General features: G+C 68.1%; 30 protein-coding genes. 17 read left to right on the forward strand and 13 right to left on the reverse strand.

Translation table 11 applies throughout. The annotated features are described in order from the left end of the window. Positions 1-56 precede the first annotated feature (56 nt). The gene (locus LDL49_RS46730) at positions 57-1,016 is read left to right on the forward strand and encodes a quinone oxidoreductase family protein (RefSeq protein WP_225301398.1); all 960 of its coding nucleotides are present in this window, start codon (positions 57-59) and stop codon (positions 1,014-1,016) included. A 44-nt stretch (positions 1,017-1,060) separates the two neighbouring features. Here LDL49_RS46730 and LDL49_RS46735 read toward each other — a convergent pair whose 3' ends face one another. Continuing rightward, a complete protein-coding gene (locus tag LDL49_RS46735) occupies positions 1,061-2,014 on the reverse strand; it encodes a serine hydrolase domain-containing protein (RefSeq protein WP_225301399.1) in 954 nt (317 codons plus the stop codon). Between the two features lie 178 nt (positions 2,015-2,192). Here LDL49_RS46735 and LDL49_RS46740 point away from each other — a divergent pair, with 178 nt between their 5' ends. Then, positions 2,193-3,635: an ATP-binding protein gene (locus tag LDL49_RS46740; RefSeq protein ID WP_225301400.1), complete on the forward strand. Its 1,443-nt coding sequence runs from the start codon at positions 2,193-2,195 to the stop codon at positions 3,633-3,635. Between the two features lie 209 nt (positions 3,636-3,844). On the opposite strand, the gene LDL49_RS46745 is transcribed toward LDL49_RS46740, so the two are convergent. Next, positions 3,845-4,846: a hypothetical protein gene (locus LDL49_RS46745; RefSeq protein ID WP_225301401.1), complete on the reverse strand. Its 1,002-nt coding sequence runs from the start codon at positions 4,844-4,846 to the stop codon at positions 3,845-3,847. A gap of 277 nt (positions 4,847-5,123) precedes the next feature. Here LDL49_RS46745 and LDL49_RS46750 point away from each other — a divergent pair, with 277 nt between their 5' ends. The 4 genes from LDL49_RS46750 (at position 5,124) to LDL49_RS46765 (ending at position 9,319) form a co-directional block, all read left to right on the forward strand. Beyond that, positions 5,124-6,104, forward strand: coding sequence for a polyprenyl synthetase family protein (locus tag LDL49_RS46750; protein ID WP_225301402.1), 981 nt, complete (start codon positions 5,124-5,126; stop codon positions 6,102-6,104). A 124-nt stretch (positions 6,105-6,228) separates the two neighbouring features. Continuing rightward, positions 6,229-7,179 carry a 3-oxoacyl-ACP synthase III family protein gene (locus LDL49_RS46755; protein WP_225301403.1) on the forward strand — a complete coding sequence of 317 codons (951 nt, stop codon included), beginning with the start codon at positions 6,229-6,231 and terminating at the stop codon, positions 7,177-7,179. Then, positions 7,176-8,405 carry a cytochrome P450 gene (locus LDL49_RS46760; protein WP_225301404.1) on the forward strand — a complete coding sequence of 410 codons (1,230 nt, stop codon included), beginning with the start codon at positions 7,176-7,178 and terminating at the stop codon, positions 8,403-8,405. Before LDL49_RS46755 ends, LDL49_RS46760 begins: the two co-directional genes overlap by 4 nt. Next, on the forward strand, positions 8,402-9,319 hold the full coding sequence (locus LDL49_RS46765; RefSeq protein WP_225301405.1) for an NAD-dependent epimerase/dehydratase family protein: 918 nt from the start codon (positions 8,402-8,404) through the stop codon (positions 9,317-9,319). The genes LDL49_RS46760 and LDL49_RS46765 overlap by 4 nt, the downstream gene beginning before the upstream one ends. On the opposite strand, the gene LDL49_RS46770 is transcribed toward LDL49_RS46765, so the two are convergent. Further along, complete coding sequence (locus LDL49_RS46770) at positions 9,274-10,101, reverse strand: class I SAM-dependent methyltransferase (protein WP_225301406.1); 828 nt, start codon at positions 10,099-10,101, stop codon at positions 9,274-9,276. The two genes, LDL49_RS46765 and LDL49_RS46770, sit on opposite strands and share 46 nt — an antisense overlap. Before the next feature lie 126 nt (positions 10,102-10,227). Here LDL49_RS46770 and LDL49_RS46775 point away from each other — a divergent pair, with 126 nt between their 5' ends. Further along, positions 10,228-11,595: an LCP family glycopolymer transferase gene (locus LDL49_RS46775; RefSeq protein ID WP_225301407.1), complete on the forward strand. Its 1,368-nt coding sequence runs from the start codon at positions 10,228-10,230 to the stop codon at positions 11,593-11,595. A gap of 25 nt (positions 11,596-11,620) precedes the next feature. Here LDL49_RS46775 and LDL49_RS46780 read toward each other — a convergent pair whose 3' ends face one another. Beyond that, positions 11,621-12,349: an SAM-dependent methyltransferase gene (locus LDL49_RS46780; RefSeq protein ID WP_225301408.1), complete on the reverse strand. Its 729-nt coding sequence runs from the start codon at positions 12,347-12,349 to the stop codon at positions 11,621-11,623. Between the two features lie 105 nt (positions 12,350-12,454). Between LDL49_RS46780 and LDL49_RS46785 the strand changes: the two genes are divergently transcribed. The 4 genes from LDL49_RS46785 (at position 12,455) to LDL49_RS46800 (ending at position 15,604) form a co-directional block, all read left to right on the forward strand. Further along, the gene (locus tag LDL49_RS46785) at positions 12,455-13,486 is read left to right on the forward strand and encodes an ABC transporter substrate-binding protein (RefSeq protein WP_225301409.1); all 1,032 of its coding nucleotides are present in this window, start codon (positions 12,455-12,457) and stop codon (positions 13,484-13,486) included. Positions 13,487-13,491: 5 nt separating this feature from the next. Next, the gene (locus tag LDL49_RS46790) at positions 13,492-14,292 is read left to right on the forward strand and encodes an ABC transporter ATP-binding protein (RefSeq protein ID WP_225301410.1); all 801 of its coding nucleotides are present in this window, start codon (positions 13,492-13,494) and stop codon (positions 14,290-14,292) included. A gap of 62 nt (positions 14,293-14,354) precedes the next feature. Next, on the forward strand, positions 14,355-15,209 hold the full coding sequence (locus LDL49_RS46795; RefSeq protein WP_225301411.1) for an ABC transporter permease: 855 nt from the start codon (positions 14,355-14,357) through the stop codon (positions 15,207-15,209). Then, positions 15,209-15,604 (forward strand): RrF2 family transcriptional regulator, encoded by a 396-nt coding sequence (locus tag LDL49_RS46800; protein WP_225301412.1) that lies wholly within the window; start codon positions 15,209-15,211, stop codon positions 15,602-15,604. The genes LDL49_RS46795 and LDL49_RS46800 overlap by 1 nt, the downstream gene beginning before the upstream one ends. On the opposite strand, the gene LDL49_RS46805 is transcribed toward LDL49_RS46800, so the two are convergent. Then, complete coding sequence (locus tag LDL49_RS46805) at positions 15,574-16,203, reverse strand: tetratricopeptide repeat protein (protein ID WP_225301413.1); 630 nt, start codon at positions 16,201-16,203, stop codon at positions 15,574-15,576. The two genes, LDL49_RS46800 and LDL49_RS46805, sit on opposite strands and share 31 nt — an antisense overlap. A gap of 69 nt (positions 16,204-16,272) precedes the next feature. On the opposite strand from LDL49_RS46805, the gene LDL49_RS46810 reads away from it, so the two are divergent. Next, positions 16,273-17,214, forward strand: coding sequence for an ATP-binding protein (locus tag LDL49_RS46810; RefSeq protein WP_225301414.1), 942 nt, complete (start codon positions 16,273-16,275; stop codon positions 17,212-17,214). Positions 17,215-17,291: 77 nt separating this feature from the next. Beyond that, positions 17,292-17,678 carry an SCO5389 family protein gene (locus LDL49_RS46815; RefSeq protein ID WP_225301415.1) on the forward strand — a complete coding sequence of 129 codons (387 nt, stop codon included), beginning with the start codon at positions 17,292-17,294 and terminating at the stop codon, positions 17,676-17,678. A 248-nt stretch (positions 17,679-17,926) separates the two neighbouring features. On the opposite strand, the gene LDL49_RS46820 is transcribed toward LDL49_RS46815, so the two are convergent. Further along, the gene (locus tag LDL49_RS46820) at positions 17,927-18,571 is read right to left on the reverse strand and encodes a TetR/AcrR family transcriptional regulator (RefSeq protein ID WP_225301416.1); all 645 of its coding nucleotides are present in this window, start codon (positions 18,569-18,571) and stop codon (positions 17,927-17,929) included. Between the two features lie 95 nt (positions 18,572-18,666). Here LDL49_RS46820 and LDL49_RS46825 point away from each other — a divergent pair, with 95 nt between their 5' ends. Further along, positions 18,667-20,214, forward strand: coding sequence for an FAD-dependent monooxygenase (locus LDL49_RS46825; protein WP_225301417.1), 1,548 nt, complete (start codon positions 18,667-18,669; stop codon positions 20,212-20,214). A gap of 264 nt (positions 20,215-20,478) precedes the next feature. Here the strand turns inward: LDL49_RS46825 and LDL49_RS46830 are convergent, their stop codons facing one another. Next, complete coding sequence (locus LDL49_RS46830; RefSeq protein ID WP_225301418.1) at positions 20,479-20,757, reverse strand: hypothetical protein; 279 nt, start codon at positions 20,755-20,757, stop codon at positions 20,479-20,481. Next, positions 20,754-21,032 carry a hypothetical protein gene (locus LDL49_RS46835; RefSeq protein WP_225301419.1) on the reverse strand — a complete coding sequence of 93 codons (279 nt, stop codon included), beginning with the start codon at positions 21,030-21,032 and terminating at the stop codon, positions 20,754-20,756. The genes LDL49_RS46830 and LDL49_RS46835 overlap by 4 nt, the downstream gene beginning before the upstream one ends. A gap of 262 nt (positions 21,033-21,294) precedes the next feature. On the opposite strand from LDL49_RS46835, the gene LDL49_RS46840 reads away from it, so the two are divergent. Both LDL49_RS46840 and LDL49_RS46845 read left to right on the forward strand, forming a co-directional pair. Then, positions 21,295-22,122: a helix-turn-helix domain-containing protein gene (locus tag LDL49_RS46840; RefSeq protein WP_225301420.1), complete on the forward strand. Its 828-nt coding sequence runs from the start codon at positions 21,295-21,297 to the stop codon at positions 22,120-22,122. Beyond that, entirely contained in the window at positions 22,104-22,334 is a 231-nt protein-coding gene (locus tag LDL49_RS46845; RefSeq protein WP_263656404.1) for a DUF397 domain-containing protein, read from the forward strand. Before LDL49_RS46840 ends, LDL49_RS46845 begins: the two co-directional genes overlap by 19 nt. A gap of 50 nt (positions 22,335-22,384) precedes the next feature. Here LDL49_RS46845 and LDL49_RS46850 read toward each other — a convergent pair whose 3' ends face one another. The 3 genes from LDL49_RS46850 to LDL49_RS46860 all read right to left on the reverse strand — a co-directional run bounded on the left by LDL49_RS46850 (position 22,385) and on the right by LDL49_RS46860 (position 24,230). Next, positions 22,385-23,062, reverse strand: a complete 678-nt coding sequence (locus LDL49_RS46850) for a DUF6461 domain-containing protein (RefSeq protein ID WP_225301421.1) — start codon at positions 23,060-23,062, stop codon at positions 22,385-22,387. Positions 23,063-23,241: 179 nt separating this feature from the next. Continuing rightward, positions 23,242-23,532 (reverse strand): hypothetical protein, encoded by a 291-nt coding sequence (locus LDL49_RS46855; RefSeq protein WP_225301422.1) that lies wholly within the window; start codon positions 23,530-23,532, stop codon positions 23,242-23,244. A 224-nt stretch (positions 23,533-23,756) separates the two neighbouring features. Further along, positions 23,757-24,230: a MarR family winged helix-turn-helix transcriptional regulator gene (locus LDL49_RS46860; RefSeq protein WP_225301423.1), complete on the reverse strand. Its 474-nt coding sequence runs from the start codon at positions 24,228-24,230 to the stop codon at positions 23,757-23,759. A gap of 113 nt (positions 24,231-24,343) precedes the next feature. Between LDL49_RS46860 and LDL49_RS46865 the strand changes: the two genes are divergently transcribed. Continuing rightward, positions 24,344-25,429: an epoxide hydrolase family protein gene (locus LDL49_RS46865; RefSeq protein ID WP_225301424.1), complete on the forward strand. Its 1,086-nt coding sequence runs from the start codon at positions 24,344-24,346 to the stop codon at positions 25,427-25,429. A 118-nt stretch (positions 25,430-25,547) separates the two neighbouring features. Here LDL49_RS46865 and LDL49_RS46870 read toward each other — a convergent pair whose 3' ends face one another. After that, a complete protein-coding gene (locus LDL49_RS46870; RefSeq protein WP_225301425.1) occupies positions 25,548-25,877 on the reverse strand; it encodes an RpnC/YadD family protein in 330 nt (109 codons plus the stop codon). Then, positions 25,835-26,107 (reverse strand): hypothetical protein, encoded by a 273-nt coding sequence (locus LDL49_RS46875; protein WP_225301426.1) that lies wholly within the window; start codon positions 26,105-26,107, stop codon positions 25,835-25,837. The genes LDL49_RS46870 and LDL49_RS46875 overlap by 43 nt, the downstream gene beginning before the upstream one ends. Positions 26,108-26,254: the final 147 nt, after the last annotated feature.

The raw sequence follows: 26,254 nt of genomic DNA on the forward strand, positions 1-26,254 counted from the left end.
GCCCGCCGGTCCATATATTAACTGGACCAAAGGTTCACTTACGAGGAGTGTGTCCCATGCGCGCGATCGTTGTCCACGAACTGGGCGGTCCCGAGGTGCTCAAGGCCGAGGACTGGCCGGAGCCGAAGGCGGGAGAAGGGCAGCTGGTCATCCGTACGCAGGCCATCGGCGTCAGCTACGCGGAGACCCAGCTGCGGGCGGGCACGATGCCGTTCCCGATGCCGGTGCCGCTGCCCGCGGTGTTCGGCGCCGAGGTCGTCGGCGTGGTGACCGAGGTCGGGGCCGGAGTCGATGAGGCTCTGCTGGGCACCACCGTCGCCGGCGTGACCGGCGGGATCGGCTCCTACGCCGAGTACGCGGCGGTGTCCGCGTCGCTGATCTGCCCGGTGCCCGACGGTGTGTCGCCGGTCGACGCCGTCGCCGCCGCCGCGCCGGGCGCCATCGCGCTGGCGCTGCTGCACCGGGCCGGGCTCAAGGGCGGGGAGACCGTGCTGGTGGAGGCCGGGGCGAGCTCCGTCGGGACGTACTTGCTGCGCCACGCCAAGGAGTTCGGCGCGGAACGGGTGATCGCCACCGCGGGCGCCGAGCCGAAGCGGGAGCGAGCCCGGCAGATGGGGGCCGACGAGGTCATCGACCACCGGGAGCCGGACTGGCCCGGCCAGTTGCCCGACGTGGACGTGGTCTTCGACTCGATCGGCGGGCCGTCGGCCAGGCAGGTGCTCGATCACCTCACGCCCGGCTCTGGACGCATGCTCTGCTACGGCCTGCTGAGCGGCGCGCCCGCCGCGGTGAGCGCCGCCGATCTGCTCGCCGGCGGCGTGTCGGTCATCGGGTGCGGCGGGCCCGCGTGGGGCGCCGGGGTGTTCGGCGTCAGCTACCCGGAGATGCTGGCCAGGGTGGCCGACGGACGCAGCCGCGCGTACGTCGAGGCCACCCTGCCACTGGAGTCGGCCGCCGAGGCGCACCGCCGCCTCGAAAGCCGCACGGCACTGGGCAGGCTGATCCTGACGCCCTGACGGTCGGGCGGGTCAGGCGATGGGACCCCGCGGAGGACGGCCGGTCAGGCCCCTTCTAGGACCGCGTCGAGCACGGCCGCGGCGCTGAGCTGTTCGACGTTGTACTCGCCCGCCGTCACGGCCACGACCAGCCCGCGCTCGGGTGCGACGTGGATCGTCTGGCCCCCGTTGCCATGCGCGGCGATCGAGGGGCGCTCGCCGGTGCCGACGTACCACTGGTAGCTGTAGTGGGACCTGTCGTCGATCTTCACCCGGGGTCGCGACAGTTCCTCGATCCAGCTCCGCGGCACGATCCCGCGCCCGCCGTCGAGCAGGACGGTGCCGATGGCGGCCATGTCGCGCGGCGTCAGCCGCAGCCCCGAGGCCGCCATCTCGTCCCCGTCGTCACCCTGCGACCACTCGAACGCGCCGATGCCCAGCGGCTCGAACAGCGCGCTCCTGGCGAACTCGGCCAGCGACCGTCCGGTCCCCTTGACGACGAGCCGCCCGATCAGCGCCGTTGCTCCGCCGGAGTACACCCGCCGCTGCCCCGGCTCCTCCACGATCGGCCGCTCCAGCACGTAGCGGTAGCGGTCGGGCGCGTACTCCATCGCCAGCTCGCTGTTGGCGGTGCTGGTGTACGGCACGCTCTCGTCCCACTCCATCCCGAGCGTCATCGTCAGGGCATGCTCGATGGTGAGGCGGGCTCGCTGGGGATCAGCCGCCAGATCCTGATATTCCGGGAACTGCGCCAGTAATCCCTCCTCCGGAGGCGCCACCAGCTTCTCGGCCAAGGCGATGCCGTACAGGAGCGAGACCACGCTTTTGGTGACGGACCGGACGTCGTGCAGCGTGTCCGGCCCGAACGTGACGTGCCCGAGGGGGTTGTTGAGCTGGACGTCCTGGCCGGCGCCGTACCGTTCGAGGATGATCTGCCCGTGCTCGACGACCACGAGTCCGTGCAGATTCGGCGCCTTACCCGCCTGAAGGACAGCGTCCACCCGATCCGCCAATGCCATGACGACCTCCTCTTCGCTGGGACTTCCCGGTCTATGACCTGACACCGTGTGAGAGTCAACCGCGCTCATGGTGCCAGACCACCCATGACCTCACCTCCGATGAGCTGCCCTCTCGCGACCAAGGAATATATGATGAGATCATAGTTTGATTGGATCATAGTTTGGAGCGTGAGCGGTCGTGGTGATCGAATTCTCGGGACGATCTCAGGACCTCAGAACGCTCGGCGAACAGTTGCGCCTGGTCCTGGACGGGAAGCTGACCACCCGCGGCCGAGCGTTGATCATGACCGGGCGCCGAAGGGTCGGCAAGTCCCGCCTGGCGCAGGAGTTCTGTGATCGCTCCGGGCTGCCCTACGTCGTTTTCCAAGCGTCTCGTGGGCGAGCCTCTGGCGCCGAGCGCAACGACTTTGTCGAAGCGGTGGCGTCCGCAGGGCTCCCGATGTCGGAGCTCATCCAGGACGCTCAGCCACAGGACTGGAACCAGGCTCTGAAGTCGCTGGTCACCGCGGCGGCCGATGCCCCGTGCATCGTGGTGCTCGACGAGGTGCCGTGGCTGGTCGAGCAGGACGGCGAGTTCGAGGGAGCGCTGCAAACCGTCTGGGACAGGTTCCTCTCCGCCAAACCCATCCTGCTCCTCCTCGTGGGCAGCGATCTGACGATGATGGAGGCGCTTCAGCAATACGGTCGGCCTTTCTTCGGCCGGGCCGCCCGAATGACCGTTCAGCCGTTGAACCTCGCCGACGTCGCCGAAATGACGCGGCTGCCGGCGGCCGACGCCATCGACGCGCTTCTCATCACGGGAGGATTCCCGGAGATCGTTCGTTCGTGGGAGCCAGGGTTGTCACGCGTCGATTTCCTCCGCAGGAGCCTCGACTCACCGTTGTCACCGCTCCTCGCCGCCGGAGAGCTTTCGATGCTGGGCGAGTTTCCCCAGGGTTCGCACGTTCGCGCCGTCCTGGAAGCGGTGGGTACGGGCGAGCGTACGTTCTCGAATATCGCCGCGAAGACGGGCGGCGGCACCCCGATTCTGCCCGGCACTCTCGCCCCGATCCTGACGAACCTGGTGGCCAAGCGAGTGATCGCCACCGACCTGCCCCTGTCTACCAAGCCGGACACCAAGAACAAGCGATACCGGATATCCGATCACTATCTGCGCTTCTGGCTCGCGTTCCTGCAGCGCGCGATCGCCGACAGCGAGCGGGGCCGCCCGGATCTGGCCTTGCGACGCATCGAGCGGTCCTGGACGGCGTGGCGGGGACGCGCCGTGGAGCCGGTCATCCGCCAGACCCTGGCCAGAGCGTTGCCGGATGACCGGTGGCCGGACACCGAGGAGATCGGCAGCTGGTGGAACCGCCAGAACAATCCCGAGATCGACCTGGTGGGCGCCGACAGAGGCCCGGTAGCGACACACGTGCACTTCGTCGGATCAATCAAGTGGTACGACAATCGCCTGTTCGACCAGCGCGATCATGAGGAGCTGGTCCGCAGCACCGCCTTCGTGCCAGGCACCTCTTTGGACACCCCGACCATCGCCGTCTCAAGGGCGGGCTTCGAGTCCGGCCTTCCCCTGGACCAGTCATGGGGGCCCGAGGATCTGCTGGCCGCCTGGCGTTCTCACTGACCGCAGCGCCTTCGGGTTTCGTTCGGAACAAGCCACCTTCGAACGCCGACGAGCCGTCTGCTCACTCAGCGGAGAGCAGACGGCTCGAGAAGGTGAGTGCCGGAACCGCGCCAGGCGTCAGGTCAGGCCCGGAGCGGTTCCGTCAGGGTCGCGGGTCGGACCGTCGCCAGGGACGATGGACCCGCGCCCGTGCTCATCTCACGATGCGGTTACCTCGTGACGATCGCCCATGCGTGCTCGGAACCGCGCGCCGAGTCGCGCTCCGTCGATGCCATCCAACCGCTCCAGCCGGCGGTCCGGATGCCGTTCCAGGCGTAGGACTGGGACTGGGACTGAGAGGAGGACAGGGCCGGCTTGCAGTCCTCGGCGCGGCCGGTGTTCATGGCGATGGCGACGGTGGGCCGGACCGCGGTCGACACGGAAGCCCAGGCCGTACCCACGATGGAGGGCCGGACAGTGATCGCGTTGGCGGTCCAGGCCGTACCCACGATGGCGGGGCGGACCGTGGTCGTCATGTTGGCGGCCCAGGTGGTGCTCACGTTCGCGGGCCGGACGGTGGTCGTGCTGGCGGGGCAGGCCATGGTCACCACGGCGGGGCAGGCCGAGCTCACAGCGGCCGGCCGAACCGGGGCATGCTGAACCGGGGCCGGCTGGACCGGCGTCTGCTGGACGGTGGTCACCGCGGCAGGGCAGGCCGTGCTGCTCGTGGCAGCCGGCCGGACAGTAGCCACTGCGGCGGCACAGGGCGAGCCGTTCGTGGCGGCGGGCCGGACCGTGGTCACCTCGACCGGGCGGACGCTGCTCACCGCGGCGGCACAGGGCGAGCCGGTCGTCGCGATGGGCCGGACGGTGGTCACCGCGGCGGAGCAGGACGTGCTGCTCGTGGCGGACGGCCGGACCGTGGTCACCGAGTCGAGGCAGGCCACGCTCACCTTGGCGGGGCAGGCCGCGTTCGCGAGGGAGACGGTCGTGGGGACGGTGCGGACACCGGTCAGGCTGGAGCGGCTGAGGTCGAACGTGCCCGCCTGGACACCGTGCCAGTAGTCGGTGGCGAAGAAGTGGCCTTCTGCCTTGTCGTTCCGCGCCCCGATCGCACTGCTCGGGGAGCTGGTGAAGCCGCTGTCGAACTCGTCGGCGGCGGCCGCTGGCCCCGCAGCCAGCAGCAGGCCGGAAGCGGTCAGAGCTAGAGCGGTGATGGCGTGCTTGTACAAGGTCAGTCCCCCAGAAATGGATGCGCTGTTGTTTCGGCCGCTGGAGCCTACCTCCCAACAATGGAGCATCTATCTCCCAGAACGATCTGGATTTCTTTACACTCGAGGATTTTAACCAGTCGGACGATCTGCCATTTCCCGCAATTACTTTTAGACCCCAGATCTTTCTCCAAGTCACCGTACTTACGAGTAATCGACGGCAATTCGGGCAGTCGGCTGAGAATTTCCTCAGCGTTTCTCAGGGATGGCTCAGCCGCCGCGGAGCAGGCTGGTGACCATGGACCGACTGCTGAACACCCCCGCCATCGCCCAAGGACTGCGCAAGGTCGAGGCCAGGATCCGCCGCCTCAGCGGATCTTCCACGCTGCCGGGCATCAACGCGGGCGCCGAGCGGATCATCAGTGCCGGCGGGAAGCGGCTGCGCCCCGCCATGACCCTGGCCACGGCGATCGCCCTGGGCAAGCAGCCCGACCGGCGGGTGATCACGGCCGCGGCGTGTGTGGAGTTGATTCACGCCGGTTCCCTCGTGCACGACGATCTGATGGACAACGCCACCGAGCGGCGCGGCACCAGGACGCTGAACGCCGAGCTCGGCGCCGGCAAGGCCCTGGTGATCGGCGACTTCATGCTGGCCAGGGCGGGTTTGGCGGCCATCACGGCCGTGTCGAGGCCGGTGGCCGAGGTGCTGGCCGCGACCGTCGTCGAGCTGGCGGAGGGCCAGTACCTGGAGACCACCGACCTGTTCGACCCGCACCGGACCGTCGAGAGCGCGCTGCGATCCGTCACCGGTAAGACCGCCGCGCTGTTCCGGGCCGGGTGCCTGGTGGCCGCCGTGTGCGCGGGTGCCTCGCTGGAGGACCGGGCCAGGATGGCGGCGTACGGCGAGCGGTTCGGGCTGATCTTCCAGGTGCTCGACGACCTGCTCGACCTGACCGCCTCCAGCCGGCAACTCGGCAAACCCGCGGGCAACGACCTGCGACAGGGCGTCTACAGCCTGCCCCTGCTGATGGCCGGCGCGGACGTGTCGGAATTGCTGGGCAGGAATATGACCGACGACCAGGTGGCGGAAGTCCTGCGTCGCCTGCGCGCCGGCGACATGGTGGACAGAACTCTGGAATACTGCCGCGGCCTGGCCGCCGACGCGCTCGCCGCCCTGCCGGTGATTCACGATTCCGAAACGGCCGGCATCCTGTACGCCTTGCCCACGGCATACATCGAGCAGGTTTCGCAAATAACTCTCCTGGCCACCGTTAATTGAGATTCATTGAAATGATTAGTGGTCGCTCATAGGGTCGCCCACCGGCACGTCCGGACGCGCGGCGACCGGGCCCGGTGAACGGCCGGCAAACGTTCTGCAAGGCCGACCCGCTAGGTTTCGGCCCATGAAGGCCCGCATCACCCAGACCTCCACGTACCTTCCCGCAGACACGCTGACCAGCGACGAGGTCGAGCGACGCATCGAGGGCTACCGGCCGCCGACCGGGATCATCGAGCGGATGACCGGCATCAGGCGCCGCCACGTGGCCGCCGACGATCAGCAGGCCTCGGACCTGGCCGTCGAGGCCGCCACGGGGCTGGCGACCGACATCGACCTGCTGATCTTCGCCTCGGCCTCGCAGGACCTGGTCGAGCCCGCGACCGCGCACATCGTGGCCGCCAAGCTCGGCCTGTCGTGCCCGGTGTTCGACGTCAAGAACGCCTGCAACAGCCTGCTCAACGGGATCCAGGTGGCCGAGGGCCTGATCGTCTCCGGGGCGTACCGCAGGGTGCTGGTGTGCTCGGGCGAGACGCCGTCGCGGGCGATCCGCTGGCGGGTGCGGGACCGGGCGCAGTTCGTGGACGCGTTCGCGGGATACACGCTGTCGGACGCGGGCGCGGCGGTGCTCGTGGAGGCCGACCCCCTCCGCGGCATCTTTTATCGCGATTTTTCGGCGGATAGTACGGCGTGGGGCATCGGCACCCTTCCTGGTGGTGGCTCCATGCATCCGCGCGACCCGGAGTACTCCTACTTCCGCGGCGACGGCCGCCGGCTGAAGGAGGCCTTCCAGCTCGTCGGCCCCGACCTCTTCCTCAACGCGCTCAAACGCACCGGCCTGACGTGGGACGATTTCGCGGTGATCGCGGTGCACCAGGTGGCGTTGCCGTACCTGAAGGTGCTGTCGCGCGCGCTCGACCTCCCCGACGACCGGCTGGTGATCACGCTGCCCGAGCACGGAAACTGCGCGTCGGTCACGCTCCCGCTCCAACTCGCGCACGCCCGCGAGGGCGACCGCGTGGCGCTGCTCGGCCTCGGCGGCGGCATCAGCCTGGGCGTCATGCTGGCGGACCTGTGAACAGCCGCGACGATCCGCCCGAGCGTCGCGAGACCCAGGAGCAGCGCGGGCGACCAGAGCAGCCCGAGCGACCCGAGCGCCACGAGCAGCGCGTCCGGCGTGGGCGGCGCCACGAGACGCGGCTCTACCTCGCCGCCCACCCCTTCGCCTACCCGCTGATGCGCCTGCTGGCCCGCCTGGGCCCGGTGGTGCGGGTGCCGGGTCTGGGTGTGGTGGTCAACGACGCGGCCCTGGCCCGGCGCGTGCTCATGGACGGCCGCTTCCGGAAGGACGGCCCCGGCTCGCCCGGCGACCTGTGGACGCCAGTGCTCGGCCCGTCGGTGCTGCTCAACATGGAGGGCGAGCCGCACGCCGCGCTCCGCGCCAAGCTGGCGCCGCTGTTCACGCCGTCGTCCGTCGCCACGCTGGTCTCCGACGTGCTGGCCGGCCCCCTGGACGACCTCCGTGTACGCCTGGCGAAAGGCGACACGGTCGACCTGGTGGACGAGATGCGGCTGCTGGCCGGGGCGGTGATCTGCCGGGTGATCGGGCTCGGCGAGGTGCCGGCGACCAGGGCCAGGCGGCTGTTCGCCGACGGGGAGCGGGTGGTGTCGATGGTCTCGCTGCGTACCCGGGGACTGAACGCCCGCCAGCTCACCGTGGCCCGCGAGGTGCTCGACGGGATCGGCGACATAGCGCAGGCCGCCTACGACGCCGGGGACTCGACCACGGTGATGGGCCGGATGCGCGAGCTCGGGCTGTCGGCCGCGGAGGCCCGCGGGGCGGCCGGGGCGTTCTTCCTCACCGGGACGGAGACGGTCGCCACGTTCGTCCCCAGGCTGGTCGCGCTGCTGCACGACCACGACGCCTTCGGCGCCGACCTGGAGCCGGCGATCGAGGAGGCGATGCGGATCACCACGCCGACCCCGGTGATGCTGCGTTCCGTCGCCGAGCCCGTACGCCTGGGCAAGGTCCTGGCCCGGCCCGGTGACCGCGTGCTGATCGTGACGCACAACTGCGCCCGCGCGTACGGCCCGTTCGATCCGTCCCGGCCGCACCCGCCGGAGCTGCGCCGCCTGTGGTTCGGCGCGGGGCCGCACTTCTGCATCGGCTACCCGCTGGCGCTGGCCGAGATCCGCGCGGTGGCCGGGGTCGTGCTCGCCCGCCCGGTCAAGGTGGTGGCGCGGCGAGCCGCCAGGGGCGTACTCCTCCCGACCTACAAGCACCTGCTGATCAGGGCCGCGTGAGGATCGGGGTCACCGGGGCGTCCGGTTTCGTAGGGGGCGCGGTCTGCCGGGCGGCTGTGGCCAGGGGCTGGCAGGTGTACGGCTTCGGGCGCAGGCCCGCGGAGATCCCTGGAGCGACGTACCGCACGTGGGACCTGACCGGCGACGAGCGCCCGGACCTCGACCTCGACGCGCTGATCCACTGCGCTGGCAGCGTCACCGACTGGGGCCCACCGGCCGGGATCTGGCGAGCCAACCACACCGGCACCGCGAACGCCATGGCCGCCTTCCCGCACGCCCGGTTCGTGCACGTCAGCACGGCCAGCGTGTACGACCCGCGACGGCCGACGATCATGGCCCGCGAGCACGAGGCCCCGGTGAGCCGGTACGTCAACGCCTACGGCGCCTCCAAGGCCGCGGCCGAACGCCTGGTCGAGGGACGGGCGGTGATCCTGCGCCCGCACGCCGTCTACGGTCCGGGCGACACCACGCTGCTCCCCCGGGTGCTGCGGGCGGTCAGAGGCCGCAGGCTGGTCGCGGTCGGCGACGGGCGGCAGCGGGTCAGCCTGACATCGGTGTCCAACCTCGCCCTGGCCTGCCTGCTGGCCGTCACGGGTCCGCTCGGGACGTACAACGTGACCGACGCCGAGCCGGTCGTGCTGGACGACGCGCTCCGTGCCGTACTGAGGGAAAAGGGCATCGACGCGACCCCGCTCTACCTGCCCCGGCATCTCGCCCACGGCCTGGCGACGATCTCCGAGACGCTCGCCCACGGTGTGGCGGCGGTCTCCGCGCGGCTCGCCCGAGAGCCGCGCCTGACCCGCTACGCCGTCGGCCACCTGGCCGTCGAGCGCACGCTGGACATCACCGCGGCCCGCGAGCGACTGGGCTACGCGCCGTCGCCGACGTCTTTCACGGGCGCCGCATCCTGGTGAAGCCGCCCCACCTTCGGCACGGCCGCGCCCTCACCGTCGGCCGAACGCGCCTCCACACCGTTTGAACCTGGTTTGCGGGCCTCCAGCATCTCCGACTTGAACCACGGCCCGCCGTACCAGAACCGCCACCCCAGGTCACGCCTGCGCACATCGACCACGCCCAGCCCACGCAGCACATCCTCGTAGCACGACGTGTGCCGGAAATCGGCGATCAGCATCAGCCCACCCGGCCGCAGCACCCGATGCGCCTCCTTGACGGCCTGGTCGCGTCCTTCGGCGGTCGGGATGTTGTGGATGGCCAGGCTGGACACGATCAGGTCGAACCGCCCGTCCTCGAACGGCAACTCGCGCATATCCCCCGTGACCAGATTGACCCGGTCCGACACCCCTTCGGCCTCGGCGTTGGCCCTGGTGACGCTCTCGGCGTTGCCCGACTGGTCCTTGCCGCTCCACAGGTCGATGCCGGTGGCCCGGCCGCCGCGCAGCCGCCGGGCCGCGAGCAGCAACACCATCCCGCGCCCGCAGCCGAGGTCGAGCACCTGCTCGTCGCCCTCGATCCGGCCGAGCTCCTCGCCCCACACCGCGAACTTTCCCCGGCGGGTCGTATAGAGGTAACTGCCCGCGCTGGCCAGCGTGTAGAGCGCACCGAGCAGGAACGCGATCCCCGCCGCCGGTACGTCGAAGGCGAACGAGACCGCGACCAACGCCAGCTGCACCACCGCCCCGAAGAAGAGCCCGGCGAGTGCCCATGGGGCGTCGAATCCGTAGCTTCCGCGTCTCACACACACGTTATATCTCAAGATGGACTTCACCGAAACTTGCCGCGACACTGCCTTTTCACCAATTCGCCCGTCTCCAAACCGTTACTAACCTTGGCCATAGTTCGTAGAACAAGGGGTTGACCAGGGATGACAGTCAGAAAACGCGGGTACGGCCTCGGCTTCAGCATCGCGCTCACCCTGGCGTCAGCTCTGTTGTGGGGGGTGGCTCACCTGGCCGCCGACCGGCGGCGGACCGGCATCGCCCTCATGGTGACGTACGTGCTGATGCTCGCCTCGATCCTCATCGTGCTCACCGTGTTCAGCAGCAGGCTGCTCTCGCTGGCCGTGCAGCCCGCCTGGCTCACCGCTCTCACCATCATGGTGGCCACGCTCGGGGTCGTCTGGACGAGCGTGATCATCTGGTCGTACCTGCTGGTACGGCCGGCGCCCGCGAACCGCGTGGGCCGCGCGGTGACCACCGTCCTGACCATCGCCCTGTGCGGGCTCATCCTGGCCCCGGCCGTCTACGCGGCCCGCGTGGCCTACGTGTCGCGGGACGTGGTCAACACCCTGTTCACCGCCAGCGTCTCCCCCATCGTGTCGCAGGACCCGTGGAACGGCGCGAGGCGGATCAACCTCCTGCTCCTCGGCGGCGACGCCGCCCCCGGCCGTCCCGGCGTGCGCACGGACAGCATGACCGTGGCCAGCGTCGACGTCGCCACCGGGGCGACCACCCTGCTCGGCCTGCCGCGCAATCTGCAGCGTGTACGGATGCCGGAAGGCCCGCCCAGGGACCGCTTCCCCGACGGCTTCACCGGCGCGGGCCCCGACACTCCGGGCCTGCTCAACGAGGTCTTCCAGTACGCCGAGGACTATCCGGAGATGGAGCCGGGCGTACGCAAGGGACAGCGCGGCCCGACCCTGCTCAAGAAGACGATCAGCGACATCCTCGGCATCCCCATCACCTACTACGCCCTGGTCGACATGAGAGGTTTCGCGCAGATCATCGATGCGATGGGCGGTGTGACGGTCACCATCAAGGAGCCGATCGTCTACGGCAAGTACCGCGAGGGCCTGCTGAGCCCCGGCACCCGCAAGCTCTCGGGCGCGGAAGCGCTCTGGTTCGGCCGCTCGCGTACGGACAGCGACGACTATGTCCGCATGGGCCGCCAGAAATGCCTGCTCAACGCCGTCGCCAAGCAGGCCGACCCGGTGACCGTGCTGAACAGCTTCGAGAAGCTGGCCGTGGCGACGAAGCGCGCGATCTCCACCGACATCCCGCAGAACGTCCTGCCCGACCTGGTGGAACTGGCGCAGAAGGTGAAGGAGCACAAGATCAAGAGCCTGAACTTCGTACCGCCGCTGATCGACACCGTCTACCCCGACTGGCTCCTGATCCGGCACAAGGTCACCCAGGCCCTGGCCGAGCAGAGCTCGCCCACTCGGCACCCGCAGGCCGCCCCGCAGACGGGAAGTCCGGAGAACCCGATCACTCTGGACTCGGTCTGCCGTTAGCGGCCCGCCATCAAGCCACCTGCCGTCAGGCGCGTCTGAGCAGCAGCGTCACGAACCCGAGCAGGTCACGATATCCGTCGAGCCACATCTTCCGGTGCTCCAGCGCCGCGGCCATCGCGGCGTCACCGTCGTCGCCGGGATGCCGCAACGCCCAGTCGATGAGCGTCCCGGTCCACGACCACTCGTAGTCGTACCACTCGCCCCGCTCGCTGACGTGGGCGTACACGGTGTGAAACCCGGCCGACTCGGCCTGTGCCACGGTGCCCGGCAGGTCCGCGTACTCGCCGATCTCCGCCTCGATCTCCCGGCCCGGCGGCCGCTCCCAGAACCCCTCACCCACCAGCGCCAGCCCGCCGGGAGCGAGCAGGCCGCCGATCGCCTCCATCGACGGCGTCAGCCCGCCGAACGCGTGCGTGGCGCCGACGCACAGCACCAGGTCGTACGGCTCAGCTGCGGCAAAGGTGGTCGCGGAGCCATGATGCAGGGTCAGCCGGTCCGCCACCCCGGCCTCGGCCGCCATCCGGCGGGCGTCGATGAAGCCCGCGTCGGACAGGTCCACACCGTCGGCGGTGGCGTCGCCGTACAGCTCAAGAAGCCGAACACTCCAGACCCCCGAGCCGCACCCCAGGTCCAGGATCCGCGCGCCGCTCGGCAGCTTGGCCCGGCGCAGCAAGCGGAGCAGGTTCGCCTCGCTGATCGGGGAGGCGATCGGGTGGTCGGCGTGCGCGATATGGCTGATCAGCTGTCTCTCCATACGGACAGATCCTAGTTATCCCCCTATACCAACTTGACGTGTCGGGATTTGGAGAGTTTCATATGCACATAGCCGACTTATTAAGTAGGAAATAGGGAGTAGGGCATGAACGCTCGCAGGGTGCTAGCCGCTCTGGCCGCAACCGCACTCACCGCGCTCGTGGCGGCCTGCGGGAGCAGCGCCTCTCCCACCGGCGCGGCGAAGGAGCTGCGCCTCGGCTACTTCCCGAACATCACCCACGCCACCGCCCTGGTCGGCGTCGAGAAGGGCTTCTACGCCAAGCACCTCGGCGTACCGGTGAAGACCAGCACGTTCAACGCCGGCCCGGCGGCGATCGAGGCGGTCTTCTCCGGCGCGGTCGACGCCACCTACATCGGCCCGAACCCGGCGATCAACGCCTGGGAGAAGTCCAAGGGCAAGGCCATCAACATCGTCGCGGGCGCCGCGTCCGGCGGTGTGTACCTGGTCGTCAAGCCCGGGATCAACTCGGCCGCGGACCTCAAGGGCAAGAAGATCGCCACGCCGCAGCTCGGCAACACCCAGGACGTCGCACTGCGCTACTGGCTGGAGAGCAAGGGGCTCAAGACCGACACCAAGGGCGGCGGCGACGTCCACATCGTGCCCCAGGAGAACGCGCAGACGCTGCAGACGTTCGCGACCGGTGACATCGACGGCGCCTGGGTGCCCGAGCCGTTCGCCAGCCGCCTGGTCATCGAGAGCAAGGGCAAGATCCTTCAGGACGAGCGCGACCTCTGGCCGAACAAGCAGTTCGTGATCACCCACCTCATCGTCCGGCAGGACTGGGCCAAGGCCAACCCCGACCTGCTCAAGAAGCTGATCGAGGCGCACGTCGAGGCCACCAAGTACCTCAACGACGACCCCGCCGCGGCCGCGCAGACCGTCAACGCCGCGATCGAGAAGCTCACCCAGAAGCCGCTCAAGCCCGAGGTGCTGCAGAGCGCGTTCAAGAACATCACGTTCACGAACGACCCCATCGCCTCCTCGCTCACCGGCAGCGCCGACCACGCCGTCAAGGTCGGGCTGCTCAAGCCGGTGGACCTGAACGGCATCTACAACCTGAAGCCACTCAACGAGGTGCTGGCCGCGCAGGGTCAGCAGTCGATTTCGGACAGGTGACGCACATGACGACGCAGGTGGTCGATCGTACGACGGCGGTCCGGCTGGAGGCCGTCTCCAAGGTCTACGGTCACGGCGGCAACGGGCTGCTCGCCCTCGACAAGGTCTCGCTGTCGGTACGGCCCGGCGAGTTCGTCTGCCTCCTGGGCGCCTCCGGCTGCGGCAAGAGCACGCTGCTCTCGCTGGTCGCCGGGCTCGACCGGCCGACACAGGGGGAGATCTCCACTGCCGGGCGACAGGTGGCGATGATGTTCCAGGAGCCGGCGCTGTTCCCGTGGCTCACGGTGTCGGCCAACGTCGAGATGGCCTTCCGCGCCGACAACCTCGCCAAGCGCGAGCGTCGTATCAGGGCGGGCGAGTTCCTGGAGATGGTGCACCTAGGCGGGTTCGGGAAGAAGCGCCCGCATGAGCTGTCCGGCGGCATGCGCCAGCGCGTCGCCCTGGCCCGCGCGCTCGCCCAGTCCTCCTCGTCCTCGTCCTCTTCCTCTTCGGAGGGCGGCGCGGTGCTGCTGATGGACGAGCCGTTCGGCGCGCTCGACGCGATGACCCGCGACCTGCTGCACGACGAGCTCGAGCGGATCTGGCGGGAGCAGGCGCTGTCCGTCCTGTTCGTCACGCACAACGTCCGCGAGGCGGTCCGGCTCGGCGACAGGGTCGTGCTGCTCAGCAGCCGTCCCGGCAGCGTGGTCGAGGAGTTCCCGGTCGAGCTCGCCCGGCCCCGCCGCACCGACTCCGCGGAGGTCGCCGGGCTCGCCGCGACGATCACCGACCGCCTGAAGGAAGAGGTGCTGCGCCATGGTCACTGACGGAACAGCGGTGCACGGGCCGGCCGCGCACAGGCCGGCCGCGTACGGATCGGAGGCGAGCGATGGCCGTTGACACGCACGCGCGTCAGCTCGCCGGGCTCGACGCGCTGGAGCTGGCCGGTGAGCAGCGCGCCGGAGTGGCGTCCCGGGCCTGGGCGAGGCTCTGGCCGATGCTGACCGCGGTCGCGCTGGTGCTGGTCGCCTGGGAGTTGGTCGTGCTGAGCGGCCGCTGGCCCGAGTACGTCTTCGCCGGCCCGATCACCACCTTCCAGGACCTCGGGCACCGCCTCGGCGACCCCGAGTTCTACCAGGCGGTGGCGACCACCATGCGCCGGGCCGTCACCGGCTTCGCGCTGGCCATGCTCGTGGGCCTGATCGTCGGCGCGGCCGTGTCGCGGGTGAAGGTGCTGCGGGCCGCCTTCGGCGCGCTGATCACCGGCCTGCAGACCATGCCGTCGATCGCCTGGTTCCCGTTCGCGATCCTGCTGTTCGGGCTGACCGAGAGCGCCATCACGTTCGTGGTGATCCTGGGTGCCGCCCCGTCGATCGCCAACGGCCTGATCACCGGTGTCGACTACACGCCTCCGCTGCTGCTGCGGGCCGGGCACGTGCTCGGGTTCCGTCGACTGCAGCTCTACCGGCACGTGATCCTGCCCGCGTCGCTGCCGTCGTTCCTGGCGGGGCTGAAGCAGGGGTGGGCGTTCGCCTGGCGCTCGCTGATGGCCGGCGAGCTGCTCGTGATCATCGCGTACCAGTCGTCGCTCGGCGAGCAGCTGGCGATCTCGCGGGAACTGTCCGACTCGCCGGGACTGATCGGCACGATGATCGTGATCCTGGTGATCGGCATCGTGATCGACATGCTGTTCGAGGCCGCCGACAGCGCCCTACGCCGGCGCTGGGGCCTCAATCCGGTGTGATGCGGGTCTCCGCGCGAACCGATTACGCGCTGCGGGCGGTCACCGAATTAGCCGCGGCACCGCCGGGACCGGTGCCGGCCGAGCGCATCGCCTCGGCCCAGAACATCCCGCGCCGCTTCCTCGACAACATCCTGCTGCAACTCAGGCGGGCCGGGCTCATCCACAGCCTGCGCGGCCCTGAGGGCGGCTACTGGCTGGCCCGCCCGGCGGACGACATCACCCTCGCCGACGTGATCGCGGTCATCGAGGGCAAGCCCGAGTATCCGGCGCACGGCGGCTATCCAGGTGTCGCGGGCCCGCTGGCCGACGTCTGGAGCGCGCTGCGCGAGCACGAGGAACGCCTGCTCACGGAGGTGACCTTCGCTCAGATCGTCTCGTCCAAGTTCTCGACGTAGCGCTCGTCCAGGTTCTCGGCGTAGTAGGAGATGGCCCTGGCGTAGCCGCCCGCCCGGTCCGACTCGGCGACGATCGCCAGCAGCGTACTGACGGCCTCGCGCGCCCGGCCGGAGCTGTAGAGCGCCATGGCGTTGAACGTCCGCAACCCCGCGTCGCCAGGGAACTCCGCCAGCCCGCGCTCGAAGGTCGCCAGCGACTCCGCCACCCGCCCCAGCACCCGGTAGGTGCTCCCCAGACCGACGAAGGAGCCCAGCCGGTCTTCGGCGTTCAGCCCGTCACCCGCAAGCGCGCGTACATAGAACGGCACCGCCTCGGCCTCCAGGCCGAGCGCGTCGTGCACCCACGCGGTCTGGTAGGCCACCTCAGCGTCATCGGGATACCGCGCGGCCAGCGCCACCAGCAGCTCGCGAGCCTCGTCCCGCTTGCCCGCCTCGCGCAACCCCACGGCCCGCGCCAACTCGTCGCCCCGCTCGCCCGCATCCCGCAGCCGTACGGCCCGCGCCGAGTCGTCGCCCCGCTCGCCCGCCGTCACGATCGTGGTCGCCTCGATGGCCGCCGCGCGCAGCCCCGCAGCCTGCGCCAATTCGTCGTCACTCACGCACTCAGTCTGGCATGATGAGTGCGACATGAAACGGTAACGGTTTTCATAACCATCGGGAGGGTGCTCATGAAAGTGGCGTTCGTCGGCAAGGGCGGCAGCGGAAAGACGACGATGTCGGCGCTGTTCGCGAGATATCTGGCGAGCCAGGGCGGCCCGGTGGTCATCGTGGACGCCGACATCAACCAGCATCTGGCACTGGTGCTCGGCGTCGAGGACCCGCCGGAGCCGCTGGGCTCCCGGCTCACCGAGATCAAGGAGCTGCTGCGCGGCGACAACCCGCGCATCCCCTCCGCCCAGGCCATGGTCAAGACGACCCCGCCGGGCCGCGGCTCCCGGTTGCTGAGCTTCAAGGACCTGGCGACCAGCGAGTTCGCGGTCACCACGGCAGAGGGCATGCGGCTGATGGCCACCGGTCCCTTCAGCGAGGACGACCTGGGAGTGGCCTGCTACCACTCCAAGGTCGGAGCCGTCGAGCTGCTGCTCAACCACCTGGTGGACGGCGCGGGCGAATACGTGGTGGTCGACATGACCGCCGGGTCCGACTCCTTCGCCTCCGGCCTGTTCACCCGCTTCGACCTGACGTTCCTCGTCGCGGAGCCGACCAGGCAGGGTGTCAGCGTCTACCGGCAATACCGCGACTACGCCGCCGACTACGACGTGCCGCTGGCCGTGATCGGCAACAAGGTGCACAGCCCGTCCGACGTCGACTTCCTGCACAGCCAGGTGGGCGACGACCTGCTCACGTGGATGGAGCACTCCTCCGCCATACGCGCGATGGAGCAGGGCCACCGCTTCTCCCTCGACGACCTCGAACCCACCAACGCCGACGCGCTGGCCATCCTGCGCAAGCACCTCGACGCGCAGGACAAGGACTGGGCCCGCTTCGGCCGCCAGACCGAGGAGTTCCACCTGCGCAACGCCCGCTCCTGGGCCAACGCCAAGACCGGCCTCGACCTGGCCGACCAGATCGACCCGGAGTTCGTCTACGGCGGCCGGCCGACCACATGACTGTCCCCTCCGGTCATCTGGAAGCCCTCACCGAGCCCGCCTAGCGTTCGCATCAATCCCCGTTGAGAGGAGACAGCATGTCGCTGACCGTTCCGAACGATCTACTCGATCAGGCCAGAGCCGGCGAGGTCGACGACGCGGCGTTCATCGCCTGCGTCCGCGACTCTCTGCCGTACGCCTGGTCGGTGATCAGCGAGCTGGTCCAGCAGCGCGACAGGACCGGCGCCGACTTCGCCGACAACCAGGTGCCGCCGCCGAGCGAGGAAGCCCGGGGCCAGCTCCTGCGCTGCCTGGCCAGCGACTCGATGCGCGGCGCGCTGGAGCGTCACTTCGGCGTCCGCCTGGCCTTCCAGAACTGCCACCGGGTGGCGGTGTTCGCTCCGTCGGCCGCGGACGCTTGGCGGGAGTTCGTCACGCCACGCGCGCAGATCCTCAACCAGAAGCCCGAACTGGTGGACTGCTAGCTCCATCCATCCACGGCGGGCCGGTTCTCCCGGCCCGCCGCTCTCCCTTTGCGCCTGGATGGCGATGCTGTACCGAGCCAAGGTCAATACGGGCCATCAGCACGATCCGCCGGAAAGGCCAGTGGCAAGCATCGACATTCTGGCCACGCCAGACCCTTGACTCTCATCCCCAAGACTTAACTACACGGCATTGGATCTAGATCAGATGCCTTCTGAGAGGTCGCAGTGCCGACCTGTGCCGTCGCAGCTCACTTCAGCACCGACAGGCCGGCGATCAATACGTCCAACTGGCGTACGAAGTCGCTTTCGGCATCCCCGGATGACAGCGCGGGCAACATACGGCTGAAGTGTGGCAGCTTGTCCGAGTCGAGGCGGTGGGAGTAAGGGGCGAGTTGTTCACGTGGGATGGCCTGGCCGGCGTCGTGGATGAATCCAGTGGTCGACAGCAAGATCGATCCATAGATCAGGCTCTGTACCGCTCCGAATGCCTGGCGTACGCCGTCATCGTTCAGTCCCGCCTCGGAGAAGGCTCCGAAGAGGTCGTCCATCGGCTGCAGAGCCCGTAGTGATGTCGGGTTGGCCCGGTCTGTGACCAGGGCCAGCGGGACGACCGGATGGCGGCGTAGCGCCCGGTACATGCTCAGCGCGGTGGCGCGTACTCGGTCAGGCCAGGGAAGGTCGGGGTCGGCGCGGTCGATATCGGTGAATACTCGGTCGACGATGCCGTCGAGGATGTCTGTTTTATTGGTCACGTGGTTGTACAGGGCCATTGCCTCCACGCCGAGGGTCTTGGCGAGTTTGCGCATGGACAGCCCGTCCAAGCCTTCCGTGCCGGCCAGGGCCAGGGCAGCGTCCAGGATGCGTCGCCTGGTCAGTGGTTGCCTCGGTGCCACGCGCTCGTCCTTCCGTCGCTTCCCCGCTTGACAGAATCACAGCCTACATGCTGCCATTTACGGCGTAAATATATACAGCGTAAATAGGAGTTGGCATGTCCGATGTGCTTGTTGTCGGGGGCGGACCGGTCGGCCTGCTGCTGGCTGGTGAACTGCGTCTGGCGGGGCTGGAGCCGCTGGTACTCGAAACCGCCGATGGCGCCGAACGACGTACTCGCAGCCTCGGCCTGCGCGGCATCAATGGCCGCAGCACGCAGAGCCTGCGGTTGCGCGGTTTGACCGAACCGCTGGCACGCGTGCAGCAGGAGACGTTCGCGCGGTTGAACGCCGCACGCGGCCACGACGACTCTTCCGCCGCCCCGGTCCCCGAACTCCGATCCGCCAGGGCACGAGGCCACTTCGCCGGACTGAGGCTGTTTCAGCAAGGCGCCGGCGACAACACCCTGCAGCGGGAGCCGCACTTGCTGAGGCAGCACGTGTTCGAACAGTTCCTGCTCGACTGGGCCACCGGACTGGGCGTGCGGGTCCGGCACGGCAGTGAGGTCGTCGATGTGGTCGAGGAGGGTGAGGCCGTGGTCGCGGTACTGGCTGACGGGAGTACCGTCCGCGCGTCCTACCTGGTTGGTTGCGACGGTGGTCACAGTACTGTGCGCAAGCGCGCCTGGATCGAGTTCGTCGGCACTGAGCCGACCATGACCGGTCGTGTAGCCATGGTCGAGGTGGCCGATCTCGCCGCACTTCCCTCGAACCCACGCGGGCCGGGCGGCATGGTCACCGTGTCCCCGCTGGTCCCGGGGGAGATCACCACCATGGAGTTCGACGGCGGGCCCGGTGACCGGACCGCGCCGGTCACCCTCGAGGAGATGCAGGCCAGCATCCGCCGGGCCGGCGGTGTCGACGCCACGGTCACCAGCCTGACCGTGGCCAGCCGGTACAGCGACAACACCCGGCTGGCGGCCACGTACCGGAAGGGCCGGGTGCTGCTGGCCGGTGACGCCGCGCACGTGCATGCGCCGATCGGGGGCCAAGGGCTCAACCTTGGCCTACAGGACGCGATGAACCTGGGCTGGAAGCTCGGCCTGGTGGTCCGCGGCCTGGCGCCGGAGTCCCTGCTGGACACCTACACCGCCGAACGGCACCCGATCGGCGCGTGGGTGTTGCGCAACAGCCGCGCGCAGGTGGCGTTGATGCGGCCTGGTCCGCAGGTCGAAGCCTTGCGAGAGGTGTTCGCCGAGGTGCTGGAGATCCCCGCGGTCATGCGCCACTTCGTCGCGATGGCCAACAGCACTGAGATCGACTACTCGCCCGGCTCGGCACACCCGCTGGTAGGCCGGTTCATGCCGGACCTGGACCCCGAAGTCCGGGAACTCGTCGCCGTACCCCTGCGGCAGGGCCGTGCGGTCCTGCTGGATCTGGCCGACTCGGCGCGGATCCGTTCAGTGGCGGCCGGGCACTCCGACCGGGTACAGATCATCACCACACCCAGCACAGCCCGCAGCGAGTTGGCCGGTCTCCTCATCCGCCCGGACGGCTACGTCGCCTGGGCCCGCGCAACAGCCGACCCCGAGGGCCTGGCGGACGCCCTCACCTCCTGGTTCGGGGTGCAACAAAGCCGACGTTCATGCCCTGGCGGAACGCCTTGATCAACACGCTGCATACACTCGTGATCAAATTTGTCGGCTATGACATCACCTCATGCACGGGGTGTTGAGCAGCAGTTCACATCCAGCCGCGCCAGCCGCCAGCACGCCCGCTTCGAAGCGGCTGCGGGCCTTCAGCATCGACATCAGGCGTGCCATCATGCGGCGGGTTGTCCGTACAGACGGCCCCGGCTTCCTACCCGCCTTCTCGTCGGTGCGGCCGGTGGCGAGCAGGCACACGAGCTCGCGTTCCCGGCTTCAGATGTGTCAGTCATCACCGATGCTGAGACTGAGTTCGCCCGTCGCTCTTTCTCGGCGAATGCGCAGGACCACCGGCCCGTAGATGTAGGACGGTTGACGCGCATAGCGGTCGAGATGGACCACGTGCATGGACCCGACCGCGTCGCCCCCCAGAGCGCTGATCGCGGCGTACAGCTGTGAGGCAGCTTTCAGACCAGTCCCGGCCACTCCACCTGAGCCACGGCCGCGGCCGTCCGTGGCACCCCACACGAAGAAGCCGTCCTGATCCGCGCCCCAGATATTCACCGGGCCACCAACTTGAGAAGCCGTTCCGCCGACACAGCTGTGTCTTCCAGCACCGGTATTCGGCACCAAGGCATCCAGCCCCACGCGAAGACGCGCTCGCCTTTGTAAAGCTTCGCTCGTATCCGTAGCGGAAAAGGCTGATAAATCACCAGCAGCACCGGACACTTCCCGCGCGGAAGATCGACGGCGACATTCTCGCCGAGATCCGTCAGCCCCAACCCGAGCTGCCACAGCCGAACGAACTGCTCTTGCACATCGAAGGAGCCACTGTCCACAGATCACCGCCGCACCTCTGAGGCCATCCATTCGAGATCTTGGCCTGTCACAATAACCCGGGCTTCTTGACCGAATTGTCCATTCATGTCATGGCCGCACTCAGGCCTAACGCCTTGAACTTCCAGAATGCCCATGAAGGAACTTGTGCAGTAGACGAAGGGGGCGCACAGTCGGGGCCCAAAACGCCCCCACCAGAGGGGATGACCGTCAATACTTGTCAAAGATGCGTCACGCTTGGGTAGATACAGGTGGAGGACGAACATGGCCAACGATCTCGACCCGCGCCTGACGGCAGCTCAGCGCTTTGGCAAGGAGCTCAGTCGTGTTCGCAGAGAAGTAGGCATGACACAAGTCCGGCTGGGGAAACACCTGGGCTGCTCGTCATCCCTCGTAGCGCATCTCGAGAAAGGCGACAGGACCCCGAAACCCGACCTTGCCGCAGGGTGTGATGAGGTTTTCGGGACAGGTGACCGGTTCAAACGCCTATGCCGCAATATCACCTCTCCCACCGGCCCCGACTGGTACATCCGTTGGACAGAGGAAATAGAACCCTACGCACGGGCGCTCCGAAGTTGGGACCCGCTCCAGATTCCCGGCATCCTCCAGACGGAGGCATACGCGCGAGCCGTTTTTCTCGGTGGCTTATTCGTTTCCGAGCAGGACATACAAGACAAGGTTGATGCTCGTATGCGGCGTAGAGGAATACTTCAACAAGACAAGCCGCCCACCTTGCTCGTGCTCTTGGATGAGTGGGTGCTTCGTCGCCCCATCGGGGGTGCCAAGGTTATGGAGGAGCAGCTTGATTACCTGCTCATCGCGGGAGAGCGGCCCAACGTGACGATACAGATCGTCCCCCATGACACCACCTGCACGACAGGCATGATGTCCGCATTCACGATTGCCGAGCTTTCCGACGCCCCGACCACTGTCTCAGTAGACTCCGCAGCAAAGGCGGAAGTCTCGGCAGATCATAAACTCGTTTCTCTGGTCTGGGACATCTATGACAAACTACGCACAGAGGCGCTCCGCCCCGGTCCGTCTCTAGAGATGATCAAGGAAGGGCGGAACCAATGGAAGCAGCAGACCTGAACGACATCGACTTGTCCGGGGCCGTCTGGCGGAAGAGTTCCCGTTCCGGTTCAAACGGCGGCCAGTGCGTAGAGGTCGCAAGTAACATCCCCGGAATCGTCGCCGTCCGCGACAGCAAGGACCGGGGTGGCCCCGCACTCACCTTCACTCCCGGCGAGTGGAGAGCCTTCCTAAGCGGCGTCAAGGACGGCGAGTTCGACCGACCAAGCTGACCGTCTCCGGCAGCGCGACTCTTGTCAGCCGCATAGGGGTTATTGCCGTCTCAGGGTGTCTCGCGCTGAAGGTCTTCCTGCGGCAGGTCGGCGATCGCCCCCACCAGCAGTGGTCCGTTCAGCAGGTCGGCGGTGAACGTCACGCCGGCGAGGCGGGCCGCCATCGCGAACATCCGCGCGAGGCCGTGCTCGGACAGATCGTCGTACCGCTGGTCCCACTCCTCGTCCGAGCCCTCTTCCAGGGGCAGGCCGAACTCGCGCATGAGGCCGGCAAGCCGGTCCGTGTCGGCACCGGAGCGATCCTCAGGAGCGGTCGGGTCGAAAGCTGTGATCACGATGCCGTCGGCGGCGTAGTGGAAGTAGTCGCAGGCGTAGTCATGCCGCGAGACGGACACCACCTCGGTGCCGACCGACAGCCGCGCCAGCGTCGGGTCGCCCGTCCCCGACCAGCCGTACGGCTCCACCGCCGCGCACCCATCACCGGTTGCGACCACTCCGACGTGACCGCCTCCCTCGCCGCCACCGGTCACCATCGTGAAGTCGGAGCTCGCCAGATCCAGCTCGGCGAAGCTCATCTCCGTGCTCGTGCGGGCGCCGAACCGGCGCAGCACCTCGGCCGGGTCGAGCCCGCGCAGCAAGGTCACGCAATAGATCTCGCCGAGTAGGTCGCCCCGATCGCCGTACGGCGGTTGCAGCCAGCGGAACGGCGCCAGCGCATCGATCGTCATACCGGGATCTTGGCAGGGCCTACCGACATAATCAGGCCCAATCCGACCTTGCGCGCGCACCTGTGTTCGAGAGCGACCTGCTGCCGCTGGAATCACTGATAGTCACTACCGCGCCCCTCGGCACCGAGAACTCGCGATAGTTGAATGGGCGACTCCACCAGTAAGTAACGCGCCTACTGTCAGGAAAGATTTGAGCGCCGTCGTTGGCCACGAAGTTTCTCCAGCGCGGCCGCGACCTCACGAACCTGCTCAGGCTGCCGGGTGCACCAATCGGAGACATCGTCGAACCATCGGTTCCAGACGGAGCCGACAGCGTCAGCGGTGATCTGTTCCCTACCGCATACGAGAGCGATGAGATCACCCACCTGGGGGTCGTATTCGTCTTCAGGAGCCCCCATGTCCAACAGACCTTCGGGGTCGTACCGATTGATCAATGCACGGACAGCTGCGGCTACCTGATCATCAGTCATGACTCCAGCATGCCCCAGTACAGTCGAGTTTCCGCTGCGACCACTGTCGGTCACATCTGCACTCGACGGCTGACGAACACGCGACAGCGGATCGGGTGCAGTGGATCCTCGGTTCGGCGCTGGAGCAGTCCGAGAAGGCACTGATGCTGCACGTCTCAACGCTAAGGCCGTGTGATACATGGGCGGGGCCTGCGAGGACTTCTTGCGTGTGTTCCCAGTTAGCGCTACTGCTCTTCTGGGGTGCCGGTTCGCTGGTCGTGGTGATCCAGCAGCCTGGACAGCAGTTCGGTCAACTGCCGTCGCTCCTCGGGTGACAGCGGAGCCAGCAGTTCGTCCTGGCTTTCGGCCAGCCGTTTCTTCAATCGCCGCAGTTGCCGCTTGCCCGTTGAGGTGAGCGAGATGATGTTGCGTCGCCGGTCAGCCGGGTCCGGGGCGCGCTCCACCAGTCCGCCATCGGCGAGTTCGTTAATCGTCGCGACCATGTCGCTGAGGTGGATGCCACTGCGGCGGCCCAGCGCGGCCTGGCTGGCCGGGCCGGACTCCTCCAGCGTCGCCAGCAGGCGGTAGTGGTATCCGCGAGCGCCGACAGACGAGAACCCGTCGCCCACCAGGCGGTGCGCGTGGTTGGCGGTCTGGCTGAGCAGCCAGCTGGGCAGGCCCGCCCATCGGGTGGGCGTCTCCTCGGATGGGTTCTCCATGTGCCAAGTCTAACGAATCGTTTGGCGCACTAATGATTGTGCTATCGTTCACAGCATAAACGTTAGTCGTTCGAACGTTTGGCGAGCGAACGAACCCCTCTGGAGCTGAGACCATGATCAAGCCGTTCCGTATCGACATTCCCCAAGCCGACCTCGACGACCTGACCGACCGGCTTGCCCGTACCCGCTGGCCCAACGAGGTCGCCGACGCCGGGTGGGACTACGGCTTCCCGCTGGCGCGGCTCAAGGAGCTCGCCGAGCACTGGCGGACCAAGTACGACTGGCGCGAGCACGAGGCCGAGCTCAACGAGCTCCCGCACTTCACCACCGAGATCGAGGGCCAGAACATCCACTTCGTCCACGTCCGGTCCGCGAAGCCGGACGCGCTCGCGCTGATCCTCACCCACGGCTGGCCCGGCTCGTTCCTGGAGTTCCTGGACGTGATCGAGCCGCTGTCGCGCGACTTTCACCTGGTGATCCCGTCCATCCCGGGGTACGGCTTCTCCGGGCCGACCCACGAGCGTGGCTGGGACGCCTTCCGGATCGCGCGGGCCTGGGCCGAGCTGATGCGCCGTCTCGGGTACGAGCGTTACGGCGCACAGGGCGGCGACTTCGGCGCGGGCATCTCCCTGGCGCTCGGCGCGGTGGCACCCGAGCAAGTCGTCGGCGCACACATCAACTACCTGCCGACCCGGCCGGACCCGGATGCCGGTATCGAACTGTCCGCGACGGATGAAGCCCGGCTGGACAAGGTCAGGCAGCTGATCGCGAATCGTCCGCCGTACCAGGCGCTGCAGGCCCTCACCCCCCAGACCATCGGCTACGCCCTGACCGACTCGCCGGTCGGCCAGCTGGTCTGGATCGCCGAGCGCTTCGCGCAGTGGACGGACCCCCGCTCGCAGATCAGCGACGATCGGATGCTCACCGACATCTCGCTGTACTGGCTGACCGCCACCGCGGCCTCCTCGGCGCGGCTGCACCACGACGCCCCGCGGGGGCGGACCGTGCAGTGCCAGGTGCCGGTCGGCGTGGCGGTGTTCGCGCACGACATCACGCAGTCGGTGCGACCGCTGGCCGAGCGGCTGTACGACATCAGGCACTGGTCAGAGTTCGAGCGTGGCGGCCACTTCGCCGCGATGGAGGTGCCGGAACTGCTCGCCGAGGACGTCAGGGACTTCTTCCTGACCCGCGTCAAGTAGGGCTACCGGCTCGCACCCGCTGGTAATCCGGTGACACTCCGGCCCAGAGCCCGGGATCCGGTCAAGGTCATCGTACGGAGCAGGTGGTAGAGCCGACGCCGACCAGGCGGCCCGGCACTCAGCTCACTTCGTCGAACAGCCCTTGGAGGGTCTGGGCGGTGGCCGCTCGGGCGAGCCAGGTCTCGAGTTGGGCAAGGTCCGTACAGGTGACGATCCGGGCGTGGATGTCGTCGGGCACATCGAAGCCACGGGCAGCCAACACGAGCAGCACCGACCTACCAGCCTCTTCCGCCTTGCCCTCCGCCTTGCCCTCCGCTTTGCCCTCCGTCTTACCTTCGGCTTTGCCGCGGCCGAAGTGCTCGCGGGCGAAGGGGCTGTAGACCGGCCATTCAGTGGACGCGGACTTCATGATCTCCTCCAAGAGGCGGCGGATGTCGGGCGCGGACATGCTGTATGCGTATTGGCGGCGGCGTAACGGGCGAACTGCTGGGGGTCCTTGGTCTTGTCCTGCTGGATCTCCACGATGATGGCGTGGACGGGCGATTGTGGTGGCCCCAGCACCAGAACCAGGTCGGCCTCGATGTCATCGGAAGGGCGGGTGTTGAAGGTGCTCGCCTCCCGCCGGATCAGCGGAGTGGCGGGCAGGTCCACCCCAAGGAAGTCGCGCAGGATCTCCACCGCCAGTTGAGGGCGGTGGGGGTGGATTCAACCGGTGCTCGCAACACTTCGCCGTTGGAGGTGTTGGTGAATGGGCCTGGGCAAGAAACAGCAGGCGGTCCGGTTGTACCGCGGTCAGATCCCCTCGCCGGGACGGCCGACCGTCGC

Origin of the sequence: Nonomuraea aurantiaca (assembly GCF_020215705.1) — a bacterium.
GTDB classification, from domain to species: domain Bacteria; phylum Actinomycetota; class Actinomycetes; order Streptosporangiales; family Streptosporangiaceae; genus Nonomuraea; species Nonomuraea aurantiaca.

Bases quoted from the DNA above. Each gene is read 5' to 3' on its own strand.
- LDL49_RS46730 (WP_225301398.1), top strand. From the start codon at position 57: ATGCGCGCGATCGTTGTCCACGAACTGGGCGGTCCCGAGGTGCTCAAG.
- LDL49_RS46735 (WP_225301399.1), bottom strand. From the start codon at position 2,014: ATGGCATTGGCGGATCGGGTGGACGCTGTCCTTCAGGCGGGTAAGGCG.
- LDL49_RS46750 (WP_225301402.1), top strand. From the start codon at position 5,124: ATGGACCGACTGCTGAACACCCCCGCCATCGCCCAAGGACTGCGCAAG.
- LDL49_RS46755 (WP_225301403.1), top strand. From the start codon at position 6,229: ATGAAGGCCCGCATCACCCAGACCTCCACGTACCTTCCCGCAGACACG.
- LDL49_RS46775 (WP_225301407.1), top strand. From the start codon at position 10,228: ATGACAGTCAGAAAACGCGGGTACGGCCTCGGCTTCAGCATCGCGCTC.
- LDL49_RS46780 (WP_225301408.1), bottom strand. From the start codon at position 12,349: ATGGAGAGACAGCTGATCAGCCATATCGCGCACGCCGACCACCCGATC.
- LDL49_RS46785 (WP_225301409.1), top strand. From the start codon at position 12,455: ATGAACGCTCGCAGGGTGCTAGCCGCTCTGGCCGCAACCGCACTCACC.
- LDL49_RS46790 (WP_225301410.1), top strand. From the start codon at position 13,492: ATGACGACGCAGGTGGTCGATCGTACGACGGCGGTCCGGCTGGAGGCC.
- LDL49_RS46795 (WP_225301411.1), top strand. From the start codon at position 14,355: ATGGCCGTTGACACGCACGCGCGTCAGCTCGCCGGGCTCGACGCGCTG.
- LDL49_RS46800 (WP_225301412.1), top strand. From the start codon at position 15,209: ATGCGGGTCTCCGCGCGAACCGATTACGCGCTGCGGGCGGTCACCGAA.
- LDL49_RS46810 (WP_225301414.1), top strand. From the start codon at position 16,273: ATGAAAGTGGCGTTCGTCGGCAAGGGCGGCAGCGGAAAGACGACGATG.
- LDL49_RS46815 (WP_225301415.1), top strand. From the start codon at position 17,292: ATGTCGCTGACCGTTCCGAACGATCTACTCGATCAGGCCAGAGCCGGC.
- LDL49_RS46825 (WP_225301417.1), top strand. From the start codon at position 18,667: ATGTCCGATGTGCTTGTTGTCGGGGGCGGACCGGTCGGCCTGCTGCTG.
- LDL49_RS46840 (WP_225301420.1), top strand. From the start codon at position 21,295: ATGGCCAACGATCTCGACCCGCGCCTGACGGCAGCTCAGCGCTTTGGC.
- LDL49_RS46845 (WP_263656404.1), top strand. From the start codon at position 22,104: ATGGAAGCAGCAGACCTGAACGACATCGACTTGTCCGGGGCCGTCTGG.
- LDL49_RS46850 (WP_225301421.1), bottom strand. From the start codon at position 23,062: ATGACGATCGATGCGCTGGCGCCGTTCCGCTGGCTGCAACCGCCGTAC.
- LDL49_RS46855 (WP_225301422.1), bottom strand. From the start codon at position 23,532: ATGACTGATGATCAGGTAGCCGCAGCTGTCCGTGCATTGATCAATCGG.
- LDL49_RS46860 (WP_225301423.1), bottom strand. From the start codon at position 24,230: ATGGAGAACCCATCCGAGGAGACGCCCACCCGATGGGCGGGCCTGCCC.
- LDL49_RS46865 (WP_225301424.1), top strand. From the start codon at position 24,344: ATGATCAAGCCGTTCCGTATCGACATTCCCCAAGCCGACCTCGACGAC.
- LDL49_RS46870 (WP_225301425.1), bottom strand. From the start codon at position 25,877: ATGTCCGCGCCCGACATCCGCCGCCTCTTGGAGGAGATCATGAAGTCC.